The sequence below is a fragment of the Roseateles sp. T103 genome, assembly GCF_057219915.1.
Genome location: NZ_JBXVVS010000005.1, coordinates 147,196 through 170,947, shown reverse-complemented (window position 1 = coordinate 170,947; position 23,752 = coordinate 147,196). Strand labels below are relative to the sequence as shown.

The following is a 23,752-nucleotide window of genomic DNA, read 5'->3' as shown; positions in this document are numbered from 1 at the left end:
GGTCAGGCTTGCTTCAGGCCGAGTACGTCGTCCATGCCGTACAGGCCGGGGCCATGAGCAGCCAGGAAGCGCGACGCGCGCAGGCTGCCCTGTGCATAGGTGCTGCGGCTGCTGGACTTGTGGCTGATCTCGATGCGCTCGCCGGTGCCGGCGAAGAGCACGGTATGGTCACCGATGATGTCGCCGCCGCGCACGGTGGCGAAGCCTATGGTCTTGGCATCGCGCTCGCCGGTGTGACCTTCGCGGCCGTAGACCGCGCATTCCTTCAGATCGCGGCCCAGCGCCTGGGCGACGACCTCGCCCATCGCCAGCGCCGTGCCGCTGGGCGCGTCGACCTTGTGGCGGTGGTGAGCTTCGATGACCTCGACGTCGAAGCCCTCGTTGAGCGCACGCGCGGCCATGTCGAGCAGCTTGAGCACGACGTTGACGCCCACGCTCATGTTCGGCGCCATCATGATGCCGATGTGCTGGGCATGCGCGGCGATCTGTGCCTTCTGCTCATCGCTGAAGCCGGTGGTGCCGATCACCACCTTGACGCCCAGCTCGCGGCAGACGGCCAAGTGGGCCATCGTGCCCTCGGGGCGGGTGAAGTCGATCAGCACGTCGGCGCCGCCCAAGCCCTGGCGCAAATCGTCGGTGATGACGATGCCGGTGCTCTGGCCGAGGAAGGCGCCGGGGTCCTGGCCCAGCGCCGGGCTGCCGGCGCGGTCCAGTGCGCCGCTGAGACGGCAGTCGGCCGTGCCGAGCACGGCCTCGACCAGCATGCGGCCCATGCGGCCGGACGCGCCGGCGACGACGATGTTCAGCTGGGGCTTGGCGTTCACGACTTGCCACCCTCCAGCGGCGGGTAGGCGCGGATCGGGCCCATCGGCTCGGCTGCGGCCGCCGCCGGCTTGGTCGGGACCGGCAGCGACTTGCGCTCTGCGTCGCTGAGCTCGAGCTTGGGCACCGGCTTGCTGGACTTGAAGGTGTTGATCAGCGCGATGAACTCGTTCTCGGTCGGCAGATCTGGCGGCGCGTCGACGGACTTGAGCTTCTCGCCGTCGAACCAAAGCACGACTTCGCGCTTCTGCTCGGGCGCGCCCTGGCGCTTGATCGTGAAGACGTAGTCCCAACGGTTCTCGTGGAACACATCGGTCAGCAGCGGCGAGCCGATCAGGTCGCGCACCTGGGCGCGCGACATGCCGGGCTTGACGCGCGCCAGCAGTTCCTTGGTCAGCACATTGCCCTGGACGATCTCCAGGCGGTAGGGCGTCACCAGCCCGAGCACCTTGTCGCCAGCGACCGAAGGCAGCTGGTCCAGCGAAGGCAGGCTCGAGCAGGCACCGAGGCCGGCGACGGCTGCCAGCACCACGACAAGGCGCAGTTTGCGCACGGAAGGTGGAATGGGGCGCATATCTTCGGGGGCTTGGGCCGGGGAAACCGGGAGCTGGCTATGATTGGGCGCTGATTCTAGCGGCAGGCCCATTTCGGGCTGGAGCCGTTCCGACGCAATGACCGGCACCGACGAAATCAAGAACAGCGGCCTCAAGGCCACGCTGCCCCGCATCAAGATTCTGGAGATCTTCCAGAAGTCTGCGCAGCGCCACATGACGGCCGAGGATGTCTACAAGGCCTTGCTTCTGGACGATGCCGACATCGGCTTGGCCACGGTGTATCGCGTGCTCACGCAGTTCGAGCAGGCCGGCCTGCTGTCCCGCAATCACTTCGAATCGGGCAAGGCGGTGTTCGAGCTCAACGAGGGTCGGCACCACGATCATCTGGTCTGCCTGAACTGTGGCCGTGTCGAGGAGTTCTTCGACGCGCAGATCGAGGACAGGCAGCATGCCATCGCGAAGGAGCGAGGCTTCACGCTGCAGGAGCATTCGCTCGCGCTCTACGCGCACTGCACCAAGACCGACTGCCCGCACCGCGGCAGCTGAGCGCTGCCGGCGCGGCGCCAAGCCCGCTCAGGCCTCTTCGCCGTGCTGGCCCTGTTCGATGGCGCGCTGGTGTCGCTCGATGAACTCGCGGTAGGTGTCGATGCCGCGCAGCTGCAGGATGGTGTTGCGCACCGCAGCCTCCACCAGCACGGCCAGGTTGCGACCGGCATCCACCGCGATCACCACCTTGCGCACCGGCATGCCCAGTACCGGCTCGTAGAGCGGCTCGTAGGGCAGGCGCTCGAAGTCGCGCTCCATCGTCTCCTTGCGCACCAGGTGGACGATGAGCTTGAGGCGCATCTTCCGGCGCACCGCGGTCTCGCCGAAGATGGCCTTGATGTCCAGCAGGCCGATGCCGCGCACTTCCAGCAGGTTGAGCAGCAGCTCGGGGCAGCGGCCTTCGATGGCGGTCTCGGAGATACGATAGAAGTCCACCGCATCGTCGGCCACCAGACCGTGGCCGCGCGAGATCAGCTCCAGGCCCAGTTCGCTCTTGCCCAGGCCGGATTCGCCAGTCAGCAGCACGCCCAGGCCAAGGATGTCCATGAACACGCCGTGGCGCGTCGTGCGGTTGGCGCAGACATGGGCGAGATAGGTGCGCACCACGTCGATGACATGGCCGGCCGACTCGCGCGTGACGAACAGCGGAATCTCGGCGCGGTCGCACATCGCGACCAGGCGGTCCGGCGGGATCTGGTCGTCGGCGACGATGATCACCGGCGGCTCGAGCGTGACGATGCGCGAGATGCGGCGGTCCAGCACGTCACCCGAGGCCTGGCTCAGATAGGCCACCTCGCGGCGGCCGACGATCTGCACCCGGTAGGGGTGGATGTAGTTCAGGTAGCCGACCAGGTCGGCCGAGGACTGTGCGTCGCGCAGAGCGGCTTCGTCGAAGCGACGCTCAGGATGCGCATGGCCGGCGATCCATTCCCAGCGCAGCGCCTCGCGGTGCTCTTCGAAGAGCCGGTCGGCACTGATCGAGGTGGGTTTCACGCGTGAGGCGGCAGGCTGCGGCTCAGGCGACCGACTTCAGCGGTTCCCAATCGGCGATCAGGCGGTGCACGCCGGCGGCATCCGTCTCGCTCTTCAGACGTTCGCGCAGCTCGCGGTCCGAGAGCATCTCGGCGATCTCGGAGAGGATCTCCAGATGGCGCTGGGTGGCCGCCTCGGGCACGAGCAGGAAGATCAGCAGGCTCACCGGCTCATCGTCCGGCGCGTCGAAGCCGATCGGCTGCTGCACGCGCAGCACTGCGGCGAGCGGGTTCTTCAGCCCCTTGATGCGTCCGTGCGGAATGGCCACGCCATGCCCCAGGCCCGTCGAGCCCAGTCGCTCACGCGCGAACAGGTTGTCCGTCACGGAGGCACGCGAGATCGCGTGGTTGTTCTCGAACAGCAAGCCCGCCTGTTCGAAGACGCGCTTTTTGCTGGAAGCGTCCACGTTCACCAGCACGTTGCTGGCGGGCAGGATGGCGGCAAGACGGTTCATCGCGGGTCGCAGCACCGATTTCGGCGGGTAGCCTTGGGCGGGACGCTTTTGGGTAGCTAGGCCTGGGATTATAGGAAGGGGCCGGCAAGCATGCTTGCCGGCCTATGTGGTCGGGCGGGAGTATTGCGCAAAATTGCGGCACTGCGGCAACAGAATCGCGTCCTGCGCGCTGCGCTCGCGTCCTGTGGCAGGAAGAAAACAAAAAAAGCGGCCCGAGGGCCGCTTTTTGCCGGACGTCGAACGACATCGTTCAGGGTGCGCCGGCCTCCAGCCGCTTGGCGGCCATGTGGTGATGCTCCTGGATCTTGTCCTTGTGGCGACAGACCTGACGATCCAGCTTGTCCATCAGCTGGTCGATGGCGGCATAGAGATCCTCGTGCGCCTGTTCGACGAAGATGTCCCGGCCCTTCACATGCAGGTTGACTTCGGCCTTCTGGCGGCGTTCCTTCTCCTTTTGCTTCTCCACGCGGAGCAGCACGTTGATGTCGACAACCTGGTCGAAATGTCGGGTCACCCGGTCGAGCTTGGTGCGCACATATTCGCGCAGCGCAGGCGTGACTTCCAGGTGGTGGCCGCTGATAGTCAGGTTCATGTTGCCTCCTTTCACAGGGTGGACGGTGTGCCTTCTGGGACGGGTCTCAGACGGCGGTTGTGGGTGCAGGTGACTGGGATGAACGCGGGTCGCAAGGTGGCGACGGTTGGGATCTGACGCGGGTAGCGGAGGTCGTGGAGGATTCACCGGTTCGGCGAGCCCAGTTTGCTCCCGAATTCCAGCGCCTGACAACCGTTCGGGCGCAAAGACCCAGCGCCTTTCCGTGATGGGCACCACAAGCCTGCAAGCTGTGCTTCAATGCGCTGTTGGCTTCGCGCAAGCCGGGCCGGAAACGGGGGCCTGAACAGGTGCCTCACGGTTGATGGTCGCGATCACGGGATGTGATAATTGCGCACCGCATCACTGGAGCAGTTCCTTGGACAGCGATCACCCTCGGTGACCGTCCACTCCAGCGCCTGAGCCCGACCTGCCTTGCTGCAGGGCGCATGCCGGTCCGGAGTGAGACGGGTCCCAAAACCCCTTCCGGTCGGCCCTGGCGCCGTCCCCTGCAAAGACGGCGCGTGAGGCGCTGGAGATCCGCAGCATGCTCAATGTGTTCACGCTGGACAACGGGCGCCTGAAGGGCGGCCTGTTCCAGGAAGAAAAGATCCACAGCGCCGAGGAGCTGGCGCAATCGCGTCCGGTGTGGGTGGACCTCGAACAGCCCAGCGCCGAGGAAAAGGCCTGGATCCTCGCTCACTTCGGCCTGGTCCTGCCCGACAACATCGTCGACGAGGACCTCGAGGAATCGGCGCGCTTCTACGAGGAAGACAACGGCGAGCTGCACATTCGCTCGGACTTCCTCATCGACGACGACGAGACGCCGCGCAACGTGCGCGTGGCCTTCATCCTGCACAACAACGTGCTGTTCTCGGTGCACAACGAGGACCTGCCGGTGTTCCGTCTGCTGCGCCTGCGCGCGCGGCGCATCCCGGCGCTGATCGAGGATGCCAAGGACGTGCTGCTCAAGCTCTACGACGCCGATGCCGAGTATTCGGCCGACGTGCTCGAGGGCATCTACGACAACCTGGAGAAGGTCAGCGCCCGCGTGCTCAAGCAGGACGTGACCGACGCTGCCGCCGGTGAGGTGCTGACCGCGATCGCGCGCGAGGAAGACCTGAACGGGCGCATCCGCCGCAACGTGATGGACACGCGCCGCGCGGTCAGCTTCATGATGCGCAGCCGCATGCTCAGCGCCGAGCAGTTCGAGGAAGCGCGGCAGATCCTGCGCGACATCGACTCGCTGGATTCGCACACCGCCTTCCTGTTCGACAAGATCAACTTCCTGATGGATGCCACCGTCGGCTTCATCAACATCAACCAGAACAAGATCATCAAGATCTTCTCGGTGGCCAGCGTGGCGCTGCTGCCGCCGACGCTGATCGCGAGCATCTACGGCATGAACTTCAAGCACATGCCCGAGCTGGACCAGGCCTGGGGCTATCCCTTCGCGCTGGCGCTGATGGCGGCCTCGGTGGCTGCGCCCTTCATCTACTTCCGCCGCAAGGGCTGGCTCAAGTAGCGGCCGGATGTAGCGGCTTGATGCGCGCGCGCTGGATCAGCTTGCGCGCCTCCTCCACCCACAGCACGCCGCTCGCCAGCACGAGCAGCATCAGCAGCCGTTCGGCCGCGATGGCCTCGGTGTGGAACAGGCCCTGCAGCGCCGGCAGGTAGACCGCCGCCAGCTGCAGCAGCACGCTGCTGCACAGCCCGACGAGCAGCCAGCGGTTCGCGAGCACGCCCAGACGCAGCGCCGAGCGCGTGGCCGACTGGCAGTTCAGCACGTTGAACCACTGGCAGGCCGCGAGCAGGCAGAACAGCTCGGTGCGCAACAGCTCCAAAGCCACGCCTTGCGCCAGGCCCCAGGCATACCAGCCCAGGCAGACCATCGTCGAGCAGCCAGCCATCAGGAGCGCGCGGCCGAGCATGCTGCCGTCCAGCAGCGCGGCGCTGCGCGGCGTCGGCGGACGGCGCATCTCGTCGCCGTCGGCGGGGTCCATCACCAGGTTCACCGTCAGCGTGCCTTCGGTGACGATGTTGATCCAGAGGATCTGCACCGCCGCCAGCGGCAGCGGATAGCCGGCCAGCAGCGCCAGCAGCAGGATCAGCACCTCGTCCAGCGAGGTGGCGAAGAGGAAGAGGATGACCTTCTTCAGGTTGGCATAGACCACGCGGCCCTGCTCGACGGCGGCGACGATGGTGGCGAAGCTGTCGTCGCTGACGACGATCTTGGCCGCGCTCTTGGCCACTTCGGTGCCGGTGATGCCCATGGCCACACCGACGTCCGCACGCGCCAGCGCCGGCGCGTCGTTGACGCCATCGCCGGTCATCGCGACGACCTCGCCGCGCGACTGCAGCGCCTCGATGATGCGCAGCTTCTGCGCTGGCTGCACGCGGGCGTAGACGGCCACGCGGTCGAGCTGTTCGCGCAGCTCGGCTTCGCCCATGCGCTCCAGCGCCTCGCCGTCCAGCGCCAGGTCGCCGGGCTGCGCGATGCCCAGCTCGCGGGCGATCGCCAGGCCGGTGAGCGTGTGGTCGCCGGTGAGCATCAGCGGCCGCACGCCGGCGGCGCGGCAGGCGGCCACCGCTGCCTTGGCCTCGTCGCGCGGCGGGTCGATCTGGCCGACCAGGCCGAGCAGGCGCAGCCGGCCTTGCAGCGAGGCAAAGCCCAGTGCTTCGTCCAGCGCATTGCCGTCGGCCTCGGCGAAGGCGAGCACGCGCAACGCTGTGGCGGCCATCGCCTCGGCTGCGGCGCGGGCCGGCGCCGGGTCCAGCCCGCTGCACAGGCGCAGCACGGCCTCGGGCGCGCCCTTGACGAAGACGCGCATGCTGCCATCGCTCAGGCGATGCCGCGTGGCCATCAGCTGATGATCGGCATCGAAGGGCAATTCGGCCTCGCGCGGCGCGTCGGCGCGCGCGCTGCCGGCGGGGCGGCCGGCCTTCTCGGCCAGCACCAGCAAGGCTCCTTCGGTGGGGTCGCCGAGCACGGTCCATTCGTCGCGCAGGTCCTCTTCGGGCGGCAGCAGCTCGGCGTCGTTGCACAGTACCGCGCAGCGCAGCAGCGCCTGCAGCGCCGCGTCGTCAGCGGGCGGCGCCGGCTGCAGCTCGCCCAGCGGCACATAGCCGATGCCGGAGACCGCGATCTCGCGACCGTCGGCCAGCCAGAGCTGGCGCACCGTCATCTCGTTGCGCGTCAGCGTGCCGGTCTTGTCCGAGCAGATCACCGTCACCGAGCCCAGCGTCTCCACCGCCGAGAGGCGGCGGATGATCGCGCCGCGCCGCGCCATGCGCTGCATGCCCACCGCCAGCGCAATCGTCATCGCCACTGGCAGGCCCTCGGGCACCATCGAAACCATCTGGCTGATCGCCACCATCAGCAGCTCGGCCAGCGGTAGGCCGCGCCAGAAGCCCAGCAGCAGCACCAGCACGAACAGCCCCAGCGCGGCCGCGACCAGGGCCTGGCCGAAGGCGTGCAGGCGCTGCTCCAGCGGCGTGCGCGGCTCGACCGCGGACTGGGTCAGCGCGGCGATGCGACCGACCTCGGTGTGCTGGCCGGTGGCGACGACCACGGCGCGTGCGCGCCCGGCGGTGACGAAGGTGCCGGAGAACAGCATGTTGTGCCGGTCGGCCAGGCCGGTCGCCTCGGGCAGCATGCCGGCCTGCTTGGCCACCGGCACCGATTCGCCGGTCAGCGCGGCCTCGGCGGCCAGCAGCTGTGCCGCGTCCAGCAGTCGCGCATCGGCGGCCACCGCGTCGCCGGCCGCGAGCAGCAGCAGGTCGCCGGGCACCAGCTCGGCGGCGGCGATCAGTTGCTCGCTGCCCTCGCGCAGCACGCGCACACGCAGCGCCGAGAGCCGGCGCAGCGCGGTCATCGAGCGCTCGGCGCGGCCCTCCTGCAGCAGGCCGATGGCGGCGTTGACCCCCACGACGACGAGGATCACCAGCGCATCGCTGCGGTGGCCCAGCGCCACCGCGAGCGCAGCGGCGACGAAGAGGATGTAGATCAGCGGGCTCTGGAACTGGCGCAGCAGGCGCCGCCACAGCGGCAGTGGCGGCGCCTCGGGCAGCACGTTGCTGCCGTGGCGGGCCCGCGCGACCTCCACCTGTACGGCCTCCAGTCCGCGGCCCGGCACGCAGTCCAGCGCGTGCAGCAGCTCGGTCGGCGGCACGGCATGCCAGGGGCGAAGGGTCTTGTCGGCGGGGTTCATCGTTCGGGGCGCAGCTCGAGGGTCGGACGCCGGGCCGGTGCAACTATGCCTTGCGCCGATGTCGGCTCTGCGTCGAACGCACGCATCATTGCGCCCGGACAAGTGTGAGCCCTCCAGGTGCAGCGGCGAGCCGCTAGCATCGGCACTCTGACGATCAGAACGAAGCAAGAAGGGAAGATCTGCGATGAATGCCCACACACAAGTGCGTTCCGTGCTGGCCCTGCTCAGCGACAGCCCACGCTCGGCTGCGGTGCTGGCGCTGGCACAGCGTCTGGCTGGCAGCCAGGGCGCGCAGCTGCGTGCGCTGCATGCGGTGGCGCCCAGCGCCTCGGGCGCCTACCTCACGCCCGAAGCATCGGCCCTGGCACTGCAGCTGCGAACCGAGCTCGATGGTCAGCGGGTTGCCAATGCGGCCGCCTTGGTCGCCAGGGCGGGCAGCGGGATTCCCTTCGAGAGCCTGCTGAGCGAATCGCCGCAGGAGCTGCTGCAGCGCGCGCGCAACTGCGATCTGCTGGTGCTGGGGCAGCCCGATCCGGCGACCCCGGACGGCACCGCGTCCGGCATGGTCAGCCGGCTGCTGGTCGCCGGCGGTTGCCCGCTGCTCTTCGTTCCCTATGCCGTGGACACGCCGCTGGAGCGCTGCGGCAGCCGCGTGCTGGTGGCCTGGAGCGACACGCGGGAGAGCGCCCGTGCACTGCGCGACGCGCTACCCTGGCTGGGCATGGCCAAGCATGTCGAGCTGGTCCGCTTCGCCGGCCATGACGAGGCCGGACCCGAGCCGCTGGAGCGTGCGCGCGACTACCTGGCGCTGCACGGCGTCCAGGCGAAGATCCAGGTGCTGCATGGCCGCGAGAGCTCGCTCAGCGAGCGCCTGGCGGCGAACTGGACACCCGACGCGCCGGTGGCCGAGGCGCTGCTCTCGCATGCGGCCGATATCGACGCCGACCTGATCGTGATGGGCGGCTATGGCCACGCGCGGCTGTGGGAGCTGGTGCTGGGGGGCGTCACGCGCACGATGCTGCAGTCGATGACGGTGCCGGTGCTGATGTCGCACTGAGCCACACCCTGTTCATCAGGTCTGCAGGCGCAGCCGGCCGCGCAGCCAGCGCAGCACAGCGCCCAGCAGCGGGACTTTTTCCCACAGTTGCTCGGCCGCGTCCCAGTAGTCGCAGTGGTAGGCGACGCGGCCGTCTTCGGCCAGGCGCAGATGGCTGGCGCCGTGGATGCGCTGGGGCCGTCCGCGCAGCGCGAAGTCGAAGTCCCAGGTCAGGAAGCACTGCGCGTCCTGCGCCACCACGTCGAGCACGCGAAAGCGCGGCGCCTCCAGGCTGTCGAACATGTGCGCAAAGATGGCGCGGATCGCGGCCAGGCCGCGAACCTCGTTGAACGGGTCCTTGAAGAAGGCATCCTCGGCATAGAAGCGGTCCAGCCGTGCCAGGTCCTCGGGCTTGAGCTGCTCGAAGAAGGTGACGAAGGCGGCGATCGCCGTGGCGTGGGGCGATGGCGTGGATGGATGGCTCATGGCTACAGACCCGTGGCGCGGCGCACCAGGCGGAAGTACAGGCGGTCGCCCAGCATACGCAAGAGCTTCAGCACCCGCGTGAAGCGCTTGGGGAAATGGATCTCGAAGCGGCCGTTGGCCCAGCCGGCCAGCATGGCCTGGGCAGCCTGCTCGGGGCTGATCAGCGCCGGCATGCGGAACTCGTTGGCGGCGGTCAGCGGCGTGGCGACGAAGCCCGGGTGCACGACCGAGACGCCCAGGCCCAGCGGCGCGAGGTCGAGGTAGAGCACCTCGGCCAGATGGGTCAGCGCGGCCTTGGTCGGCCCGTAGGCCAGCGACTGCGGCAGGCCGCGATAGCCGGCGACGCTGGAGACCAGGCTCAGATGCCCGCCCTGGCCGGCCGTGGCCTGACGCTGCAGCTGCGGCAGCAGCGCGGCCAGCAGGTTCAGCGCGCCCACATAGTTGATCTGCAGGTGCTTGAGGGCGTCTGCATGGTCGTACTGAGTGGCGCGCATCGCGCGGTAGTGGCCGGCGCAGTAGACGCACAGGTCCACGCGGCCCCAGGCCTGCAACAGCTGCTGCAGCGCCTGCGCCAGCGAGGCCTGATCCTGCACGTCAAGCGGCAGCGCCAGGCTGCCGGGGTGCGCAGCGACGAAATCGTCGAGCCGCTCGCGGCCGCGCGCCGACACGGCCACCCGCGCGCCGGCTGCGTGCAAGGCCTCGGCCAGCGCACGGCCGATGCCGGTGGACGCGCCGATCAGCCAGACGGTCTTGCCGCGCCAGTCGCGCAGCGGGGGATTCAGCGAGCCGAGCCAGGACATGCGCAGATCGTTCAAAGCTTCTGGAAGGACAGCGTGACCTCGCCCAGCGTGAGGCCGAACTTGCTCATGCGCGCCTTGTTCAGCATGACCTTGTCGTCGACGAGGAACATCCAGTCGTCGAACTGCACATGCCAGACGCGGCCGTCCACCGGCAGCGCCAGCGTGTACTGCCAGCGCAGCGCATTGCCGCGCGCCTCACCGACGGCCTCGCCGACCACGTCGTCGGCACGTCCGCTGTAGCGGCCCTCGCCGAGATGGCGCAGCCGCCAGACGCGGCGCTCGGTCTTGCCGTCGCTGTAGATGAAGTCTTCCTCCAGCACGCCTTCCTCGCCCTGCCAGCGGCCGATCAGCTTGACGACGAAGCGGCGCTGCACCTTGCCGGCGCGGTCGGTGAACACGCCGTGGGCGAGCAGCGGGCCGTTGAAGTACTGACGCAGGTCCAGCGTCGGACGCTCGGCCGCGTAGTCGGCCGGCGTGGGCGACGAAGCGCAACCGGCCAGCGCCAGCGCGCCAGCGGCGGCGAGCAGGCCGCGGCGGCCGATGCGCAGCGGCGTCTTGTCGTTCAGGTCGTGGTCAGCGGGGGACATGGCACAGCCTTTTCGTGTCGTTCGGGTCGGATGCACAGCAGATGGAGCAGCAGCAGTGCCAGCGCCTTCAGCGCGCAGGGCAGCAGGCAATAGGCCAGCGTCAGTGCCTGCAGCGCCTGCGCGTCGCGGCTGCCGGGCGCGTAGCCCAGCAGTTGCAGCAGCGGCAGCGCCAGGCCGGCGGCCAGCGCGAGATTGAGCTTGTTGGCGCCGTTCCACCAGCCGAAGAAGGCGCCCTCGGCGCGGCCGGCCAGGCCGGCGCGCTGGATCACGCGGGTCAGCAGCGCACCGGGCAGCGCCAGGTCGGCGCCCAGCGCGATGCCGCTGCCGATGCACACCGCGACGAAGCCCGCCCAGTCGCCCGCACCCAGGCTGGCCGCCCAGACGAAGGCCGCGATCGCCAGCGCCATGCCGCAGCCCCAGGCGCGCGCCGCACCGAGGCGCTTCACCAGGCGCAGCCACAAGGGCAGCGACAGCGCCGCGGCGATGAAGTAGGCAAGCAGGAACAGCGGCTCCAGCGCCGGCGTCTGCAGCCGGTCGCGCACGAAAAAGAGCAGCAGCGTGGCCGGGATCGCCGCGGCGATGCCGTTGAGCAGGAAGACCAGCATCAGGCGCATGAAGCCCGGCGTGCGCCAGGCCAGCGACCAGGCCTGAGCTTGTTGCTGCTGTTGTTGTTCGGTCGACAGGATGGCCGCGCGCGGTGCCCGCGCCAGCAGCGGCAGCGCGAGCAGCAGCGCCAGGGCCAGTACCGCGCTGGTGGCGGCCATGCCAGCCAGCGACGGCAGCACGCTGGCGCAGAGCACGCCGGCCAGTGCCAAGCCTTCGCGCCAGGCGTTCAGCCGGGTCTGCACCAGCGCATCGCCGCCCAGGCGTGCGCCCCAGGCCTGGTGGGTCACCATCAGCAGGCTGTAGCCGGCATAGGTGGGCAGCAGCAAGGCGGCGCACCAGGCCAGCCAGGCGCTGCTGCCGCCTTCCAGTCGTGGCGGAAAGAACAGCAGCGCGAAGCTGACGGCGAGCAGCAGCGCGGCCGCGACGAGCCGGCGCAGCAGCGCTGCTGCGGGCAGATCCAGCCAGCGGTCGGCGAGCCGGCCGATGAAGGGGTCGGCCAGCGCATCGAGCGCGCGCGCCGCCAGCAGCACCGCGCCCAGCGCGGCCAGCGGCACCGCGAAGCGCTCGGCGTAATAGGCAGGCAGCGTGACGTACAGCGGCAGCGCGACGAAGGCCAGCGGAAAGCCCAGCGCACCGTAGCGCCAGGGGGCATTCATGAGCTCAGCCCCAGCAGCTGCGCGCGCAGCGCCGGCTCCGAGCTCTGCTCGGCCAGCCAGATGCCGAAGAACAGGCGCGCGAACAGCGCGTCGTCGACACGGCCACGCGGCGCCTCGTTGAAGAAGAACTCGGCGCCACGACCCGGCAGATAGCGGCCGGCAAGCCGGTCGCCGGCCTTCACATCGGGGAAGAGCGCGCGCATCTGCGCCAGCCAGCGCTCGCCCTGCTCGGCGGCAATGGCCTGCTGGCGACGCATCTCGACCAGCGAACGCTCGGCAATGGCGCTACCGCCAAGATTGCGCGCATAGCGCAGCTCCAGCGCCAGCGGCCGGCTCCACCATTCGCGGCCCGGCGGCTGTTCGGCCCACAGACGGACGTCGTAGATCAGCAGGCCGAACCAGCGCATCTGCGCCTGGCCCTGCAGCGTCCAGCCCTCCTCGGGTTTCGCGTGGACCGCTGTGGCGTACAGCGGCGCCAGCGCAAGCAGTGTGGCGCCTTGCAGGCAGTGGCGGCGGCTGGGCATGGACTTGGCGCTCAGGGCTTGCGCAGCGTGAACTGCATGACGTCAGTGTTGCCGGTGGCGAAGGCCGCCTCGCAATAGGCGAGGTAGAACTCCCACAGCGCGATGAAGCGGCGGTCGAAGCCCTGGCGCAGCACCTCGGCCTCGCGCTGCAGGAAGGCTTCGCGCCACAGCCGCAGGGTCTCGGCGTAGTCGGGTCCGAAGGCGAGCTCCTCGACCACCTCCAGCCCGGCGGCGCGCGCATGGGCGCGGAACAGGCTGGGGCTGGGCAGCATGCCGCCAGGGAAGACGTATTGCTGGATGAAGTCGGTGGAACGGCTGTAGCGCTCGAACAGGTCGTCGCGGATGGTGATGGTCTGGATGCAGGCGAGGCCGCCGTGCTTGAGCTTGTCGGCCACGGTGCGGAAGTAGCCATCCCAGTACTGGCGGCCGACGGCTTCGAACATCTCGATGGAGACAATCGCGTCGAAGCCGGACTCGGGAATGTCGCGGTAGTCCTGCAGGCGCAACTCGGCCTGCGAGTCCAGTCCGGCCGACTGCAGGCGCTGCTGCCCGTAGGCCAGCTGCTCGGTCGACAGTGTCACGCCCAGCAGCTGCGCGCCGAAGTCGCGCGCCGCGCATTCGGCCACCGCACCCCAGCCGCAGCCGATCTCGAGCACGCGCTGGCCGGGCTGCAGCTGGCACTGCGCCAGCGCGCGGCGCATCTTGGCCTGCTGCGCCTGGGTCAGCGACTGCGTGCCGTCGCCGGCGAACAGCGCGCTGGAGTAGTTCATGCTCGGGTCCAGCCACAGCTTGTAGAACTCGTTGCCGAGGTCGTAATGGGCATGGATGTTCTTGCGGCTGCCGGCGCGGCTGTTGCGGTTCGTCAGGTGACGCAGGCGATAGAGCAGCGAACCCCACCAGCTGCCGTAGATCGCGCGCTCCAGCACCTCGCGATTGCGCAGCATCAGCGTCAGCAGGGCGCGCAGATCCGGTGTGCTCCAGTGGCCGGCAACATAGCTTTCGGCGAAGCCGATATCGCCGCTGCGCAGCACCGCGGCGCAGACCTCCCAGTTGCGGATGCGCAGCGCCGCGCGCGGCTCGGTCTGCGTGCCGAAGTGGATGCTGCTGCCTTCGGGCAGTTGCAGGTCGAGGCTGCCGATTTGCAGCTTCTCGAGCAGCTTGAACACGGCGCGGGCGGCGGCCGGCGCCGAGCCGGGCAGGCCGGCAGTCTTGAGCGTGGTGGTCGTCGGCATGGTCAGAAGAGGTCGAAGGAGCGTGGTTAGCGGGTGACGAATTGCGCGGGGCTGTCGGGCTTGCTGAAGAAGGGCACGCGCTTGAGCCACAGGCGCAGCGCCTGCCAGTGGATGCGCGCGATCAGCATCAGGCTGAAGGCCGGATGTGCGAAGAAGGCCTGGCGTGCCGCGGCGGCGCTGAGCGGCCCGAGCGTGCCGCTGATGCTGGTCTGCAAAAGCGGCTGGCCGGCTGCGTCGTCGAGGTCGATGCGCGCGACGCTGCGTGCGGCCTCGGCAGGGCCTGCGGCCATGAAGCGGAAGCGGTAGCGGCCTTCGACGCTGCAGAAGGGTGAGACATGGAAGACCTTGCTCGCGCCGAGTTCGCGGCCCCAGGCCAGGGGCTGGCCGGTGGCGTCGCGCAGCAGATAGCAATGGCGCTCGCCGAAGGTGTTGTTGACCTCGGCGACGATGGCCGCGACCGTGCCGTCGGCACGCTGGCAGTACCAGAAGCTCACCGGCTTGAAGGCATAGCCGAGCACGCGCGGGAAGCATTGCAGCCAGATCTCGCCATCGGCATCAGCGATGCCTTCGCGCTGCAGCAGGGCCTCCAGCCAGGCCAGCGCATCCGCACCGCCATCGCCATGGTCGGCGTCGTGGAAGCTCAGCCAGCCGCGGCCGTTGCGGCGCAGCGCCGCGCAGGGCTCGCGCTTGAGCGTGCGCATCGGCAGCATCAGGAAGAAGGCCGGGTAGCTGAAGCGATGTTCGCGCGGCAGTAGCCGTGCATGGCGCACCTCGCCATGGCCGATCAGGGCCCGGGGCGTACCGGTCTCGATCCAGCGGGCTGCGCTCATGCGCAGGCTCCGATGCCGCGGTCCGTCGAGCCCTGCTGGTGCTTCTGCTCGGCTATCCAGGCCTTGGCGACGGAGAGGCCCGACAGCAGGCCGTCCTCATGGAAGCCGTAGCGGGTCCAAGCGCCGCAGAACCAGGTGTCACGCTGGCCCTGGATCAGCGCCAGGCGCTGCTGCGCGGCGATGGCCGCCTGGTCGAACACCGGGTGGGCATAGTCGTACTCGCCGAGCACGCGGGCCGGATCGGGCTCGCGCACCGGGTTGAGCGTCACCAGCGTGGGCTGCTGCCAGGGCAGCGGCTGCAGCTTGTTGAGCAGGTAGTGCAGGCAGACCGAGCTGCGCTCCGGGCCGCCGGCGCTGCCGCCATGCTCGTAGTTCCAAGCGGCCCAGGCCTTGCGGCGCTGCGGCAGCAGCGAGGTGTCGGTGTGCAGCACCGCGCGGTTGCGCTGGTAGCCGATCGCGCCGAGCAGCTGGTGCTCGTGGTGCGATGCGTCGTCCAGCAGCGCCAGCGCCTGATCGCTGTGGCAGGCCAGCACGACGGCGTCGAATCGCTCGCTGCCCTGCGGCGTGTGCAGCTCGACCCCACCGCCGCTCAGACGCCGCACGCCGCTGACCGGCGTGCGAAGCCGCGCATCCGGGATGTCGGCCAGCAGGCGCTCGACATAGTGGCGCGCGCCGCCCCGCACGGTGAACCACTGCGGCCGGTTGGCCACCTGCAGCAGGCCGTGGTTGTGGCAGAAGCGGATCAGCGTGGCGATCGGGAAGGACAACATCTGCGCGGTCGGGCAGGACCAGATGCAGGCGACCATCGGCAGCAGGTACCAGTCGCGGAACTCGTCGCCGAAGCGGTGCTCGGCGAGGAAGGCGCCGATCGGCTGGGCCAGCGCCGCCTCGCTGCCGCTGCTGGCCAGCGCGGTGGTCAGGCGGTTGAAGCGCAGCAGGTCGGCCAGCATGCGCCAGAAGCGCGGGCGCAGCAGGTTGGCGCGCTGCGCGAAGACCGTGTCGAGGTTGCTGCCGCTCCACTCCAGGCCCTGATGCGGCAGCTGCACAGAGAAGGACATGTCGCTCTTCGCGGTGGCCACACCGAGCTGCGCGAACAGCTGGATCAGCAGCGGATAGGTGCGCTCGTTGAAGACCAGGAAGCCGGTGTCGACGCCGCAGCGCCGGCCTTCGAACTCGGCATCGACGGTGTGGGTGTGGCCGCCGAAGTAGTCGCCAGCCTCGAACAGCGTCACCCGCGCGTGGCGGCTCAGTGCCCAGGCGGCAGACAGGCCGGCGATGCCGGAACCGACGACGGCAACGCGGCGGGATGCCGTACCCGCTTCAATCGGGGGCGCTTGCAGGCCGGTGAGGAAGTCGCGCAGGCCGTCCGCATGGGCCGCCGCGGTGTCGGCATGGCTGCCGACGCGACGCTGCAGAACGAAGGGGCTTCCGTCGCGGACGGAAGCCCCGGGCAGAAAAGTAGTCGCAAGACGCCCCGGAGCCAACGAGGGAGGGAGGGAGGAGGAGGAGAAAGGCTCCGAGATTTCAGCGCTCAAGGAGCGCAGATCTTGCGACTGAAAAAAACGTTTGTACCCTCCAGGCAACTGGACAGCAGGACTGATAAATCTGTGTCGAGCCTGCAGCGTAGTTTGCTCCACTCCGTTGCTGTAAGCAGATATGTAACCTGCGGAACGTCGTCCGGATTGGTGAGCCGACGATCTGTCCCTGCTATTCGGGACAAATGATAACAAATCTGCAACTGTGATAAACATGCTCAGCGCGCTTTCCGGCTCAAACGTGAATTAGTAGGCGTTCCAGCTCGCGTACGAAGCCGCTCGACAGCGGGTCCGTCATCGAGCCGAAGCTCAACACCTGCTTACCATCGCGCGAGACCAGGTACTTGTGGAAGTTCCAGCGCGGCGCCTGGCCGCTGCGCTTGGCCAGTTCGACGATCAGCGGATTGCTGTCTGCTCGACCGGCACGGGTGCTGGACTTGGCGAACATCGGGAACTTCACGTTGAAGGTGTTCTCGCAGAACTCGGCGATGTCCTTGTTGCTGCCGGGTTCCTGGGCAAAGTCGTTGGACGGGAAACCCAGCACGACCAGACCGCGCTCGGCGTAGCGCTGCGCCAGCGTTTCCAGCGCCTTGTACTGGCCGGTGAAGCCACAGTAGCTCGCCGTGTTGACCACCAGCAGCACCTTGCCGCTGTACTGGCACAGATCCTGTGGTTTCTCATCCTGCAGGCGCGGCAGTGTGTGCTGAAGCAGCGGCAGGCAGGCCGGGGCGGTCTGGGCGCCGGCCGTGCCCGACCAGGCCAGAGCGATGGCGCCACAGAGGCGCCGGCGGCTGATGCGCGAGAATGGCAAGTCTTTGTCCATGGTTTGTCCTGGTCAAACTTGGTCGTTTGAGCGATATTAGGCGAAATGTGATGGTTTTGTCTTTTGAATGTCCATGACAAACTCAGTGAGGAGTGGCGCTGTGCCAGAAAACGGGGGCAGCCCGATAGCCAGCCAGAGCGGCGCGCCGGCCTTGCCGGCGGCGCCGCCGACCGCAGGCACTGAGGGCGTGGGCATCGCTGTCGTCGAGCGCGATACCGGTATCAGCAAGGACAGCCTGCGAGTCTGGGAGCGGCGCTATGGCTTTCCGCAACCGCAACGCGATGCCCATGGCGAGCGGCTCTATTCCCGGGCGCAGGTGCGTAAGCTGCTGCTGGTCAAGCGGCTGCTCGACCGTGGTTACAGACCCGGTCGCCTGGTGCCGGCTTCAGAAGAGGAGCTTGGCGAACTGCTGGGCAGCGCGCTGCGCACTGCCGCACCGCTGACGGCGCGCGATGAAGTACTGGAGCCCTTCATCGAAGCGCTGCGCGCACATCGTTTCGACGAATTGCGACGCCTGCTCTCGCAGGCCTTGCTGCGCATGGGGCTTGCGTCGGCGGTCCAGGATCTGGTTGCGCCACTGACCCGCCAGGTCGGCGAGTTGTGGCTGCAAGGCGCGCTGCAGGTGTTCGAGGAGCATGTCTATTGCGAGACCGTGCAATCGTCTCTGCGCGTGGCCTTGCAGACGCTGCCACGCAGCGGCGACGCCGCCGGCCCGCGGGTGCTGCTGGCGACGCTGCCTGGCGAGCACCATGGCCTGGGCCTGCTGATGGCCGAGGCGATGTTCAGTCTGGAGGGCTGCCTGTGTCTCTCGCTGGGCGTGCAGACGCCGGTTGCGGAGATTGCTGCAGCGGCACGTGCACACCGCTCGGACATCGTGGCTTTGAGCTGCAGCAGCTACCTGCCCGCCGCGCCGCTGCTAACCGCCCTGAGCGAGCTGCGCGTGACCCTGGCGCCGCAGACCGAGCTATGGGCGGGGGGCGGCAATGCGCTGCTGACGCGCCGCCGCCTGCCGCAGGGCGTGCATGCCGTAACCGAGCTGGCGCGCATTGCCGGCGAAGTTCAGCGCTGGCGCCGGACGTCGGTATCGCGCTGACGTTTGCGGCGCCGGCCGGCGCCATGGATCAGCCCGCGCGGCGACGTTGCAGCAGCAGCAGCGCAAAGGCTGCGGCGGCGACCAGCAGGCCAAGCAAGAAGTTCGGCGAGCTGAAGATCTGGCCCAGCGCTTGCAGTGCATCCTGTCCGGCCAGGCGTGCCACCTCGGCGACGAAACCTGCGGACAGATCGCTGGCGGGCCGCGCCAGGGAATCCGGGTCCAGGGTGCTCGCGTTCAATCCGGCGCTGAGCTGCTGACGGAGCAACTCGAAGACGATGTTGTTGTCATACAGCTGGCGCAGCACGCCGCCGCCGATCAGTACCACGCCGATCAGCGCAGGTGCTCCCCAACGCCCCAGCCAGGCCGATGCAGCCATCACCGGCAGGTACAGCGGAGCCAGCCACAGTCCCAGCAGCAGCAGGCCCAGGGCCGCGCGCAGCAGCAGCACGCCGCCAGCTGCCAGCAGAGTGAACCAGGGCACCTGTTCGAGGCCGCTGAACCCGTGGACCTTGATGACGAAGGCGGCGCTGAACGGCAAGCCGAGCGCGGCGCCCACGACCAGCGCCAGCAGCGGCAGCACGGCCACATGCATCAGCAAGGTCGCCATCACGCTTTCGCTGTGGCTGGCGGGCAGCGAGAGCCAGAACTCGATCGAGCGGTCCTGCTGGTCTCGTCGGGCCAGGCCCGGCAGCTGCAGCAGCATCACGACCCAGCTCAGGCCGCACACCACCGCGGCGCTGGCCATCAGCACTGCCCCGGCCAGCAGCGCCGGCTCGTTGTGCCCGCCGACCTCCACCCCACCGAAGGGCAGCAGCAGCGCCACGATCAGCGGCAACGCCAGCATCACCGCGAACCAGCCACGGTGGTGCTGCATCCATTCGCGCAGCATCAGCGCGCGCATCCGGCTTGTCGAAAAGTTTGTCATCGGAGTCGTCTCCAGTCGGCGCCGCGGCATCAGGCCTGCCGGCGTTGCAGTTCGGGCTTGCGCGTCAGCGCGAGGAACAGGTCGACCAGGCTGGGCCGCATGCGCTGACCCAGCGCGGCCACCGGTTCGGGCGGCGCGCCGTCGAACAGCGCGACCGGACGGTCCTGCAGCCGGTAGCGCAGCAGCGGGTGCGCCGCGGCGACAGCTTCGGCGGCAGCAGCGTCGTGGCTCAGCGCAACGAAGCGCGAGTCGATTTCCTCCAGGCTGATGTTCAGCACCAGCCGGCCCTCGTCGAGCATCATCACGTCGGTCAGCAGGGTCTCGACCTCTTCGACCTGATGGGTGGAGATCAGCACCGTGCGCTCGCCGTCGCACCACTCGTCGATCAGCATCGAGTAGAAGGCGCTGCGCGACATCACGTCCAGCCCCAACGTAGGCTCGTCGAGGATGAGCAGCCGGCTGTCGATGGCCGCCACCAGCGCCAGATGCGCCTGCGTGACCATGCCCTTGGACAGGCTCTTCACCTTGTCGTCCAGCGAGACGCTGGTGCGCTTGAGCAGCGCCCGTGCCCGCTCGGCCGAGAAGCGCGGCTGCAGGCCGCTCATCAGCGTGATCAGCTCGCTGACCCGCGCCCAGCGCGGCAGCACCGCCACGTCGGGGATGTAGGACAGCGCGCTGAGCAGCTCGCTGCGCTGCGCGACGGGATCGAGGCCGAGCACCTGCAGATGGCCCTGTCCACGCTGCAAGCCGACCATCGCCTTCATCAGCGAGGTCTTGCCGGCGCCGTTGTGCCCCAGCAGGCCGACGACACGTCCCCGGGGGATGCTGAAACTGAGCTGGTCTAGCGCGGTCTTGCGGCCGTAGCGCAGGCTGAAGTTGCGAGCCTCGACCAGGGCTTGCGGTTGTTGTTCTTGCGAGTCAGTGCTGCTCATTGCGTCTCCCAGTTCAGGTCCTTGGCGCCCAGGCCGAGCCGGCGCAGCCGCTCGCGCAGCAGCGGCCATTCCTCATGGAGGAAGTGCTCGCGTTCGCTCTGCCGCAGGCGGGCGCGGGCGCCGGTGCGCACATACATGCCGATGCCGCGGCGACTCTCGACCAAGCCGTTGTCGACCAGGGCTTGCAGCGCGCGGCTGACCGTCAGCGGATTGATCAGGTACTGGCTGGCCAGGCTGCGTACCGAGGGCATGGCGTCGCCTTCGGGCGGCTGGCCGTCGAGCAGCTGCGCGGCCAGTCGATCGGCCAGCTGCTGATAGATCGGCGAGGAATCGTTCCAGCTCTGCATGGGGCATGTCCTGCTTGCTGTGTTGCTGATGTAGCACACCATATCAAGCGGACTCGCGCCACCCCAGCGCCGGGCGACAGGCTGCACGGCGGGCCGACGAACTGCGGTGCCGGGCGACGGCCCGGCGTGGCTGGACGCGCCGCGTCAGCCTTCGCTGCGGCGGCGGCGCAGCAGCGCGCCGACGGCGCCCAGGCCCGCCAGCATCAGCGCCCAGCTGCCCGGCTCGGGCACGGCGCTGATCTGCAGGTTGCTGACGTCCAGGCGCGAGACGCCACTGACGTCGGTGGTGTCGACCACGCCCAGCGCGAAGCTGGCCATGCCGCTCTGGCCAAAGGTGTAGCTGAAGCTCTGACTGGCTGCGCCAGGCTGGGCCGTGGTGGCCAGCGTGAAGACCTGGCCGTTGACGACGGCGAAGGCATGGTCCAGCGCGAAAGTGTCCAGGCTGCTGAAGCTCCAGCTGAAGCTCAACGTCTGGCCGGCCACCACGGCGAAGCTCTGCTGCAGCAGCGAGCCCTCGACCGCGTAATCTGCGGCACTGAGGTCCAGTGCATAGCTGGGCAGGCCTGCGGCCGGCTCGATGCGATTAATCTCGACAGCCGAGTTGCCGGACAGATTGCCGAGCTGGTCCGCATCGCCGTCGCGGTAGGCGGTGGTGAGGGACAGCTTGCCACCCAGTGCGAGCGCGTCGCCCAGCACGGTCCAGCCGGTGAGGCTGTCGCTGCTGGCCAGCGCGTGTGCCGGGCTGGCCACTGCCTGTGCCAGCGCCAGCGCTGCGGCAAGACGCAGCAGATGAGAGCGGAGGGTCTGCTTGTTCATCGTCAGGGCTCCAGGCGATCAGCGCACCAGCAGATCGCGGGCAGCGTCGAGGTTGGCCGGGCTGACGCCTTGCAGCGTCAGCAGCGGCCGGAAGACGGCGGCAGTGCCGGGGCCGTCGGCGTCGATCTGCACGCTGGTGCCGCTGGCGACGGCGACGAAGCGCACCCAGCCCTCGGCCACCGGCTCGCTGCCGGCATAGCCCAGGCCGGCCAGCAGGGTGCGCAGGTCCAGGCGATCGAGGCCTGGCGCGAAGTCGGTGATGGTGTCGCCGGCATCGCGCATCGAGGTGTAGGCGAACAGGTCCGCACCGGCGCCGCCGCTCAGCGTGTCGGCACCGGTGCCGCCGACGAGCATGTCGTCGCCAGCCGTGCCGACCAGGGTGTCGCGGCCGGCGGTGCCGAGGATCTGCTTGTACAGGTTCAGGCCGATCAGCACCGGGTCGTGGTCGGAGGAGCGATAGGGCAGGCTGCCGTCGTAGGGATCGGGCGCGCAGCTTGCGCAGGCGGGCTGCTTGAACTCCAGGTTGTAGTCCTGGGCCAGCGACTCGTCGGCATTGATGTGCCAGTCCTTGGCGCTGCTGACCTTGGCCGACAGGCTCTGGCTGGCGATGGCGTGGTCCAGGCGACCGGCCGCGCCATCGAAGACATAGGAGTAGCCGAAGCCGTTGAAGCGGCCGATCTGGTCGACGAAGCCGTTGCTGGTCAGCTCGTAGATGGGGTCTTCCTGTGCATAGGCATTGAAGTCGCCGACCAGCAGCACGTCATTGCTGCCCGAGCCGGACTGCAGCTGGGCGACGAAGTTGCGCAGCTGGCGCGCCTGCTGGACCCGGGTCGCATTCCAGCAGCCCTGGCCGTCGCCCTGGTCGGCGTCGCTGCCGCTGGCGCCGGAGCAGCCCTTGGACTTGAGGTGGTTCACGACCAGCGTGAAGCGCTCGCCATTGGCCGCGGCGAAGGTCTGTGCCAGCGTCGGCCGGTTGTTCACCTGCGCGGTATCGCTGAGCGATGCGCCGACGCGGCTCAGACGCGCCGGCTTGTAGATCATCGCCACCTTGATCGCATCGCTGCCGGTGCCGGTCGCCGGGTCGGGCACGACGGCATAGGCGCTGCTGCCCAGATGGGCGTTGAGCGCATCGACCAGGTTTTGCACCGCGGTGCTGCCGTTGTTCTGGATCTCCATCAGGCCGACCGCATCGGCGTCGAGGCCTGCGAGCATGCGCACGATCTTGTCGCGCTGGCGCTGGAACTCGGTGATGTTGTTGGCGCCGCGGCAGTTGGATGCGCTGCTCGATCCGCCCTCGGTGCAGCCCTGGCCGCTCTGGCCGCTGGCAGTGGCGCCGTTGGTGAAGGTGGTGAAGAAGTTCAGCACGTTCGCGGCGGCGACGCGGATGTTGCCGCCGACCGCCGGCGGCGTGGCGGGCCGCGGGTTGGTGGCGGCGAAGCTCGGCGCCGTGGTGGGATGGATGCGGTACATCGCCGCGCCGCCGGTGCTGGCCGTGGCCAGGCCGAAGTCGACCACCCCGGTCACCGACGCCACGGTGTCGCCAGCACGCGGCAGTCCATTGCCCTGGTAGTGGGGCATGGGGTTGCGGTTTTGTGCCGAACTGCCGTCGTCGAGCAGCACCGCCGAGCGGGCCTGCAGCTCGGCCAGCGCGATGGCCTGGCTGCTGCCCGGGCGATGACGATTGGTCGGCGTCTCGAAGCGGCCGCCTGAGCCCAGCGTCAGCTGGCCGTAGCGGGCCTGGAAGTAGTTCTGCTGCACGGTCAGCGGGCCGAGCAGGCGCACCAGCATGCCCTCGAAGCGCTCCAGGCTGTCGCCGCCGGCCAGCGGCAGGCTGACATCCACCGGCGCGATGTTGTAGCCGGTGCCCAGCACGGTGACGCTGCTGACATTGCTGATCTGTGTCAGCGGCTGGCTGCTGGTGACGGTGTTGGACGCTGCGCCGGTGTTGAACTCGAGCACCGTGCCGGCCACGCGCACCAGGCTGCCAACGGCAGGCGTGTGCGCGCTGCTGAAGACGAAGATGCCGTCCGAGGTGGCCGGGTTGTTGTCGCCGGTGAGGTCCTGGATGTAGAAGCCGTTGTTATTGAGCCTGGTGACGACACCGGTGGTCGTGATGCTCTGGTTGACGTAGGTGCTGGTCGCGCCGCTGCCTTGGATCAGATAGATCGGCGTGTCGGCTGCGGCGGCCAGGGCCGACAGCGCCGACAGCGCCAGCGCAAGGCCGGTTCGCCGCAACAGATGCAGGGAGGTGTTCATGGCGGGTGTTCTTCGCTTGGTGTTCATCGATGCAGGGCGCCGGTGCGGCGTGCGCGCCCT

General features: G+C 68.8%; 24 protein-coding genes. 4 read left to right on the top strand and 20 right to left on the bottom strand.

All coding sequences use genetic code 11. From position 1 onward, the window contains the following. Nucleotides 1-2: 2 nt before the first annotated feature. Together dapB and AC2EBS_RS15245 are read right to left on the bottom strand one after the other, a co-directional pair. Complete coding sequence (dapB, locus tag AC2EBS_RS15250) at nucleotides 3-824, bottom strand: 4-hydroxy-tetrahydrodipicolinate reductase (protein ID WP_484729291.1); 822 nt, start codon at nucleotides 822-824, stop codon at nucleotides 3-5. Then, nucleotides 821-1,375, bottom strand: coding sequence for an outer membrane protein assembly factor BamE (locus AC2EBS_RS15245; protein ID WP_484729290.1), 555 nt, complete (start codon nucleotides 1,373-1,375; stop codon nucleotides 821-823). The genes dapB and AC2EBS_RS15245 overlap by 4 nt, the downstream gene beginning before the upstream one ends. Nucleotides 1,376-1,493: 118 nt before the next feature. Here AC2EBS_RS15245 and fur point away from each other — a divergent pair, with 118 nt between their 5' ends. Beyond that, nucleotides 1,494-1,922 carry a ferric iron uptake transcriptional regulator gene (gene fur / locus AC2EBS_RS15240; RefSeq protein ID WP_484729289.1) on the top strand — a complete coding sequence of 143 codons (429 nt, stop codon included), beginning with the start codon at nucleotides 1,494-1,496 and terminating at the stop codon, nucleotides 1,920-1,922. Between the two features lie 27 nt (nucleotides 1,923-1,949). Here the strand turns inward: fur and hprK are convergent, their stop codons facing one another. The 3 genes from hprK to hpf all read right to left on the bottom strand — a co-directional run bounded on the left by hprK (nucleotide 1,950) and on the right by hpf (nucleotide 4,000). Further along, a complete protein-coding gene (gene hprK, locus AC2EBS_RS15235; RefSeq protein WP_484729288.1) occupies nucleotides 1,950-2,915 on the bottom strand; it encodes an HPr(Ser) kinase/phosphatase in 966 nt (321 codons plus the stop codon). Nucleotides 2,916-2,937: 22 nt separating this feature from the next. After that, a complete protein-coding gene (gene ptsN, locus AC2EBS_RS15230) occupies nucleotides 2,938-3,408 on the bottom strand; it encodes a PTS IIA-like nitrogen regulatory protein PtsN (RefSeq protein WP_484729287.1) in 471 nt (156 codons plus the stop codon). 250 nt (nucleotides 3,409-3,658) lie between these two features. Further along, nucleotides 3,659-4,000 (bottom strand): ribosome hibernation-promoting factor, HPF/YfiA family, encoded by a 342-nt coding sequence (gene hpf, locus AC2EBS_RS15225; protein ID WP_484729286.1) that lies wholly within the window; start codon nucleotides 3,998-4,000, stop codon nucleotides 3,659-3,661. A 544-nt stretch (nucleotides 4,001-4,544) separates the two neighbouring features. Here hpf and corA point away from each other — a divergent pair. Beyond that, a complete protein-coding gene (gene corA, locus AC2EBS_RS15220; protein ID WP_484729285.1) occupies nucleotides 4,545-5,522 on the top strand; it encodes a magnesium/cobalt transporter CorA in 978 nt (325 codons plus the stop codon). Here corA and AC2EBS_RS15215 read toward each other — a convergent pair. Then, nucleotides 5,515-8,208 carry a cation-translocating P-type ATPase gene (locus AC2EBS_RS15215; RefSeq protein ID WP_484729284.1) on the bottom strand — a complete coding sequence of 898 codons (2,694 nt, stop codon included), beginning with the start codon at nucleotides 8,206-8,208 and terminating at the stop codon, nucleotides 5,515-5,517. The genes corA and AC2EBS_RS15215 overlap by 8 nt on opposite strands. A gap of 184 nt (nucleotides 8,209-8,392) precedes the next feature. Between AC2EBS_RS15215 and AC2EBS_RS15210 the strand changes: the two genes are divergently transcribed. Next, nucleotides 8,393-9,265, top strand: a complete 873-nt coding sequence (locus tag AC2EBS_RS15210) for a universal stress protein (RefSeq protein ID WP_484729283.1) — start codon at nucleotides 8,393-8,395, stop codon at nucleotides 9,263-9,265. A 15-nt stretch (nucleotides 9,266-9,280) separates the two neighbouring features. Here AC2EBS_RS15210 and AC2EBS_RS15205 read toward each other — a convergent pair whose 3' ends face one another. The 9 genes from AC2EBS_RS15205 to AC2EBS_RS15165 all read right to left on the bottom strand — a co-directional run bounded on the left by AC2EBS_RS15205 (nucleotide 9,281) and on the right by AC2EBS_RS15165 (nucleotide 17,323). After that, a complete protein-coding gene (locus AC2EBS_RS15205; RefSeq protein ID WP_484729282.1) occupies nucleotides 9,281-9,730 on the bottom strand; it encodes a nuclear transport factor 2 family protein in 450 nt (149 codons plus the stop codon). 2 nt (nucleotides 9,731-9,732) lie between these two features. Then, on the bottom strand, nucleotides 9,733-10,530 hold the full coding sequence (locus AC2EBS_RS15200; protein ID WP_484729281.1) for an SDR family NAD(P)-dependent oxidoreductase: 798 nt from the start codon (nucleotides 10,528-10,530) through the stop codon (nucleotides 9,733-9,735). Between the two features lie 11 nt (nucleotides 10,531-10,541). Beyond that, nucleotides 10,542-11,117 (bottom strand): DUF3833 domain-containing protein, encoded by a 576-nt coding sequence (locus AC2EBS_RS15195; RefSeq protein WP_484729280.1) that lies wholly within the window; start codon nucleotides 11,115-11,117, stop codon nucleotides 10,542-10,544. Next, on the bottom strand, nucleotides 11,093-12,379 hold the full coding sequence (locus tag AC2EBS_RS15190) for an MFS transporter (RefSeq protein ID WP_484729279.1): 1,287 nt from the start codon (nucleotides 12,377-12,379) through the stop codon (nucleotides 11,093-11,095). Before AC2EBS_RS15190 ends, AC2EBS_RS15195 begins: the two co-directional genes overlap by 25 nt. After that, nucleotides 12,376-12,903, bottom strand: coding sequence for a chalcone isomerase family protein (locus tag AC2EBS_RS15185; RefSeq protein WP_484729278.1), 528 nt, complete (start codon nucleotides 12,901-12,903; stop codon nucleotides 12,376-12,378). Before AC2EBS_RS15185 ends, AC2EBS_RS15190 begins: the two co-directional genes overlap by 4 nt. Nucleotides 12,904-12,914: 11 nt before the next feature. Beyond that, on the bottom strand, nucleotides 12,915-14,135 hold the full coding sequence (locus AC2EBS_RS15180; RefSeq protein WP_484729277.1) for a class I SAM-dependent methyltransferase: 1,221 nt from the start codon (nucleotides 14,133-14,135) through the stop codon (nucleotides 12,915-12,917). A 26-nt stretch (nucleotides 14,136-14,161) separates the two neighbouring features. Beyond that, nucleotides 14,162-14,965 carry a DUF1365 domain-containing protein gene (locus AC2EBS_RS15175; RefSeq protein ID WP_484729276.1) on the bottom strand — a complete coding sequence of 268 codons (804 nt, stop codon included), beginning with the start codon at nucleotides 14,963-14,965 and terminating at the stop codon, nucleotides 14,162-14,164. Continuing rightward, entirely contained in the window at nucleotides 14,962-16,290 is a 1,329-nt protein-coding gene (locus AC2EBS_RS15170; RefSeq protein WP_484729453.1) for an NAD(P)/FAD-dependent oxidoreductase, read from the bottom strand. Before AC2EBS_RS15170 ends, AC2EBS_RS15175 begins: the two co-directional genes overlap by 4 nt. Before the next feature lie 445 nt (nucleotides 16,291-16,735). Then, nucleotides 16,736-17,323, bottom strand: coding sequence for a glutathione peroxidase (locus AC2EBS_RS15165; RefSeq protein WP_484729275.1), 588 nt, complete (start codon nucleotides 17,321-17,323; stop codon nucleotides 16,736-16,738). A 100-nt stretch (nucleotides 17,324-17,423) separates the two neighbouring features. Between AC2EBS_RS15165 and AC2EBS_RS15160 the strand changes: the two genes are divergently transcribed. Next, nucleotides 17,424-18,416 (top strand): MerR family transcriptional regulator, encoded by a 993-nt coding sequence (locus AC2EBS_RS15160; RefSeq protein WP_484729274.1) that lies wholly within the window; start codon nucleotides 17,424-17,426, stop codon nucleotides 18,414-18,416. Nucleotides 18,417-18,444: 28 nt separating this feature from the next. Here AC2EBS_RS15160 and AC2EBS_RS15155 read toward each other — a convergent pair whose 3' ends face one another. The 5 genes from AC2EBS_RS15155 to AC2EBS_RS15135 form a co-directional block, all read right to left on the bottom strand. Beyond that, the gene (locus tag AC2EBS_RS15155) at nucleotides 18,445-19,341 is read right to left on the bottom strand and encodes a hypothetical protein (protein ID WP_484729273.1); all 897 of its coding nucleotides are present in this window, start codon (nucleotides 19,339-19,341) and stop codon (nucleotides 18,445-18,447) included. A gap of 29 nt (nucleotides 19,342-19,370) precedes the next feature. Continuing rightward, nucleotides 19,371-20,273, bottom strand: a complete 903-nt coding sequence (locus tag AC2EBS_RS15150; RefSeq protein WP_484729272.1) for an ABC transporter ATP-binding protein — start codon at nucleotides 20,271-20,273, stop codon at nucleotides 19,371-19,373. Further along, on the bottom strand, nucleotides 20,270-20,620 hold the full coding sequence (locus AC2EBS_RS15145; RefSeq protein ID WP_484729271.1) for a GntR family transcriptional regulator: 351 nt from the start codon (nucleotides 20,618-20,620) through the stop codon (nucleotides 20,270-20,272). The genes AC2EBS_RS15150 and AC2EBS_RS15145 overlap by 4 nt, the downstream gene beginning before the upstream one ends. A 144-nt stretch (nucleotides 20,621-20,764) precedes the next feature. Continuing rightward, a complete protein-coding gene (locus AC2EBS_RS15140) occupies nucleotides 20,765-21,436 on the bottom strand; it encodes a PEPxxWA-CTERM sorting domain-containing protein (RefSeq protein ID WP_484729270.1) in 672 nt (223 codons plus the stop codon). Between the two features lie 18 nt (nucleotides 21,437-21,454). Further along, nucleotides 21,455-23,692, bottom strand: a complete 2,238-nt coding sequence (locus tag AC2EBS_RS15135) for an ExeM/NucH family extracellular endonuclease (RefSeq protein WP_484729269.1) — start codon at nucleotides 23,690-23,692, stop codon at nucleotides 21,455-21,457. Nucleotides 23,693-23,752 lie beyond the last annotated feature (60 nt).

Bases quoted from the DNA above. Each gene is read 5' to 3' on its own strand.
- AC2EBS_RS15190 (WP_484729279.1), bottom strand. From the start codon at position 12,379: ATGAATGCCCCCTGGCGCTACGGTGCGCTGGGCTTTCCGCTGGCCTTC.
- AC2EBS_RS15205 (WP_484729282.1), bottom strand. From the start codon at position 9,730: ATGAGCCATCCATCCACGCCATCGCCCCACGCCACGGCGATCGCCGCC.
- AC2EBS_RS15210 (WP_484729283.1), top strand. From the start codon at position 8,393: ATGAATGCCCACACACAAGTGCGTTCCGTGCTGGCCCTGCTCAGCGAC.
- AC2EBS_RS15215 (WP_484729284.1), bottom strand. From the start codon at position 8,208: ATGAACCCCGCCGACAAGACCCTTCGCCCCTGGCATGCCGTGCCGCCG.
- hpf (WP_484729286.1), bottom strand. From the start codon at position 4,000: ATGAACCTGACTATCAGCGGCCACCACCTGGAAGTCACGCCTGCGCTG.
- AC2EBS_RS15165 (WP_484729275.1), bottom strand. From the start codon at position 17,323: ATGGACAAAGACTTGCCATTCTCGCGCATCAGCCGCCGGCGCCTCTGT.
- AC2EBS_RS15185 (WP_484729278.1), bottom strand. From the start codon at position 12,903: ATGCCCAGCCGCCGCCACTGCCTGCAAGGCGCCACACTGCTTGCGCTG.
- AC2EBS_RS15140 (WP_484729270.1), bottom strand. From the start codon at position 21,436: ATGAACAAGCAGACCCTCCGCTCTCATCTGCTGCGTCTTGCCGCAGCG.
- AC2EBS_RS15195 (WP_484729280.1), bottom strand. From the start codon at position 11,117: ATGTCCCCCGCTGACCACGACCTGAACGACAAGACGCCGCTGCGCATC.
- AC2EBS_RS15180 (WP_484729277.1), bottom strand. From the start codon at position 14,135: ATGCCGACGACCACCACGCTCAAGACTGCCGGCCTGCCCGGCTCGGCG.
- AC2EBS_RS15200 (WP_484729281.1), bottom strand. From the start codon at position 10,530: ATGTCCTGGCTCGGCTCGCTGAATCCCCCGCTGCGCGACTGGCGCGGC.
- AC2EBS_RS15135 (WP_484729269.1), bottom strand. From the start codon at position 23,692: ATGAACACCTCCCTGCATCTGTTGCGGCGAACCGGCCTTGCGCTGGCG.
- AC2EBS_RS15175 (WP_484729276.1), bottom strand. From the start codon at position 14,965: ATGAGCGCAGCCCGCTGGATCGAGACCGGTACGCCCCGGGCCCTGATC.
- fur (WP_484729289.1), top strand. From the start codon at position 1,494: ATGACCGGCACCGACGAAATCAAGAACAGCGGCCTCAAGGCCACGCTG.
- AC2EBS_RS15145 (WP_484729271.1), bottom strand. From the start codon at position 20,620: ATGCAGAGCTGGAACGATTCCTCGCCGATCTATCAGCAGCTGGCCGAT.
- AC2EBS_RS15150 (WP_484729272.1), bottom strand. From the start codon at position 20,273: ATGAGCAGCACTGACTCGCAAGAACAACAACCGCAAGCCCTGGTCGAG.
- ptsN (WP_484729287.1), bottom strand. From the start codon at position 3,408: ATGAACCGTCTTGCCGCCATCCTGCCCGCCAGCAACGTGCTGGTGAAC.
- corA (WP_484729285.1), top strand. From the start codon at position 4,545: ATGCTCAATGTGTTCACGCTGGACAACGGGCGCCTGAAGGGCGGCCTG.
- AC2EBS_RS15155 (WP_484729273.1), bottom strand. From the start codon at position 19,341: ATGACAAACTTTTCGACAAGCCGGATGCGCGCGCTGATGCTGCGCGAA.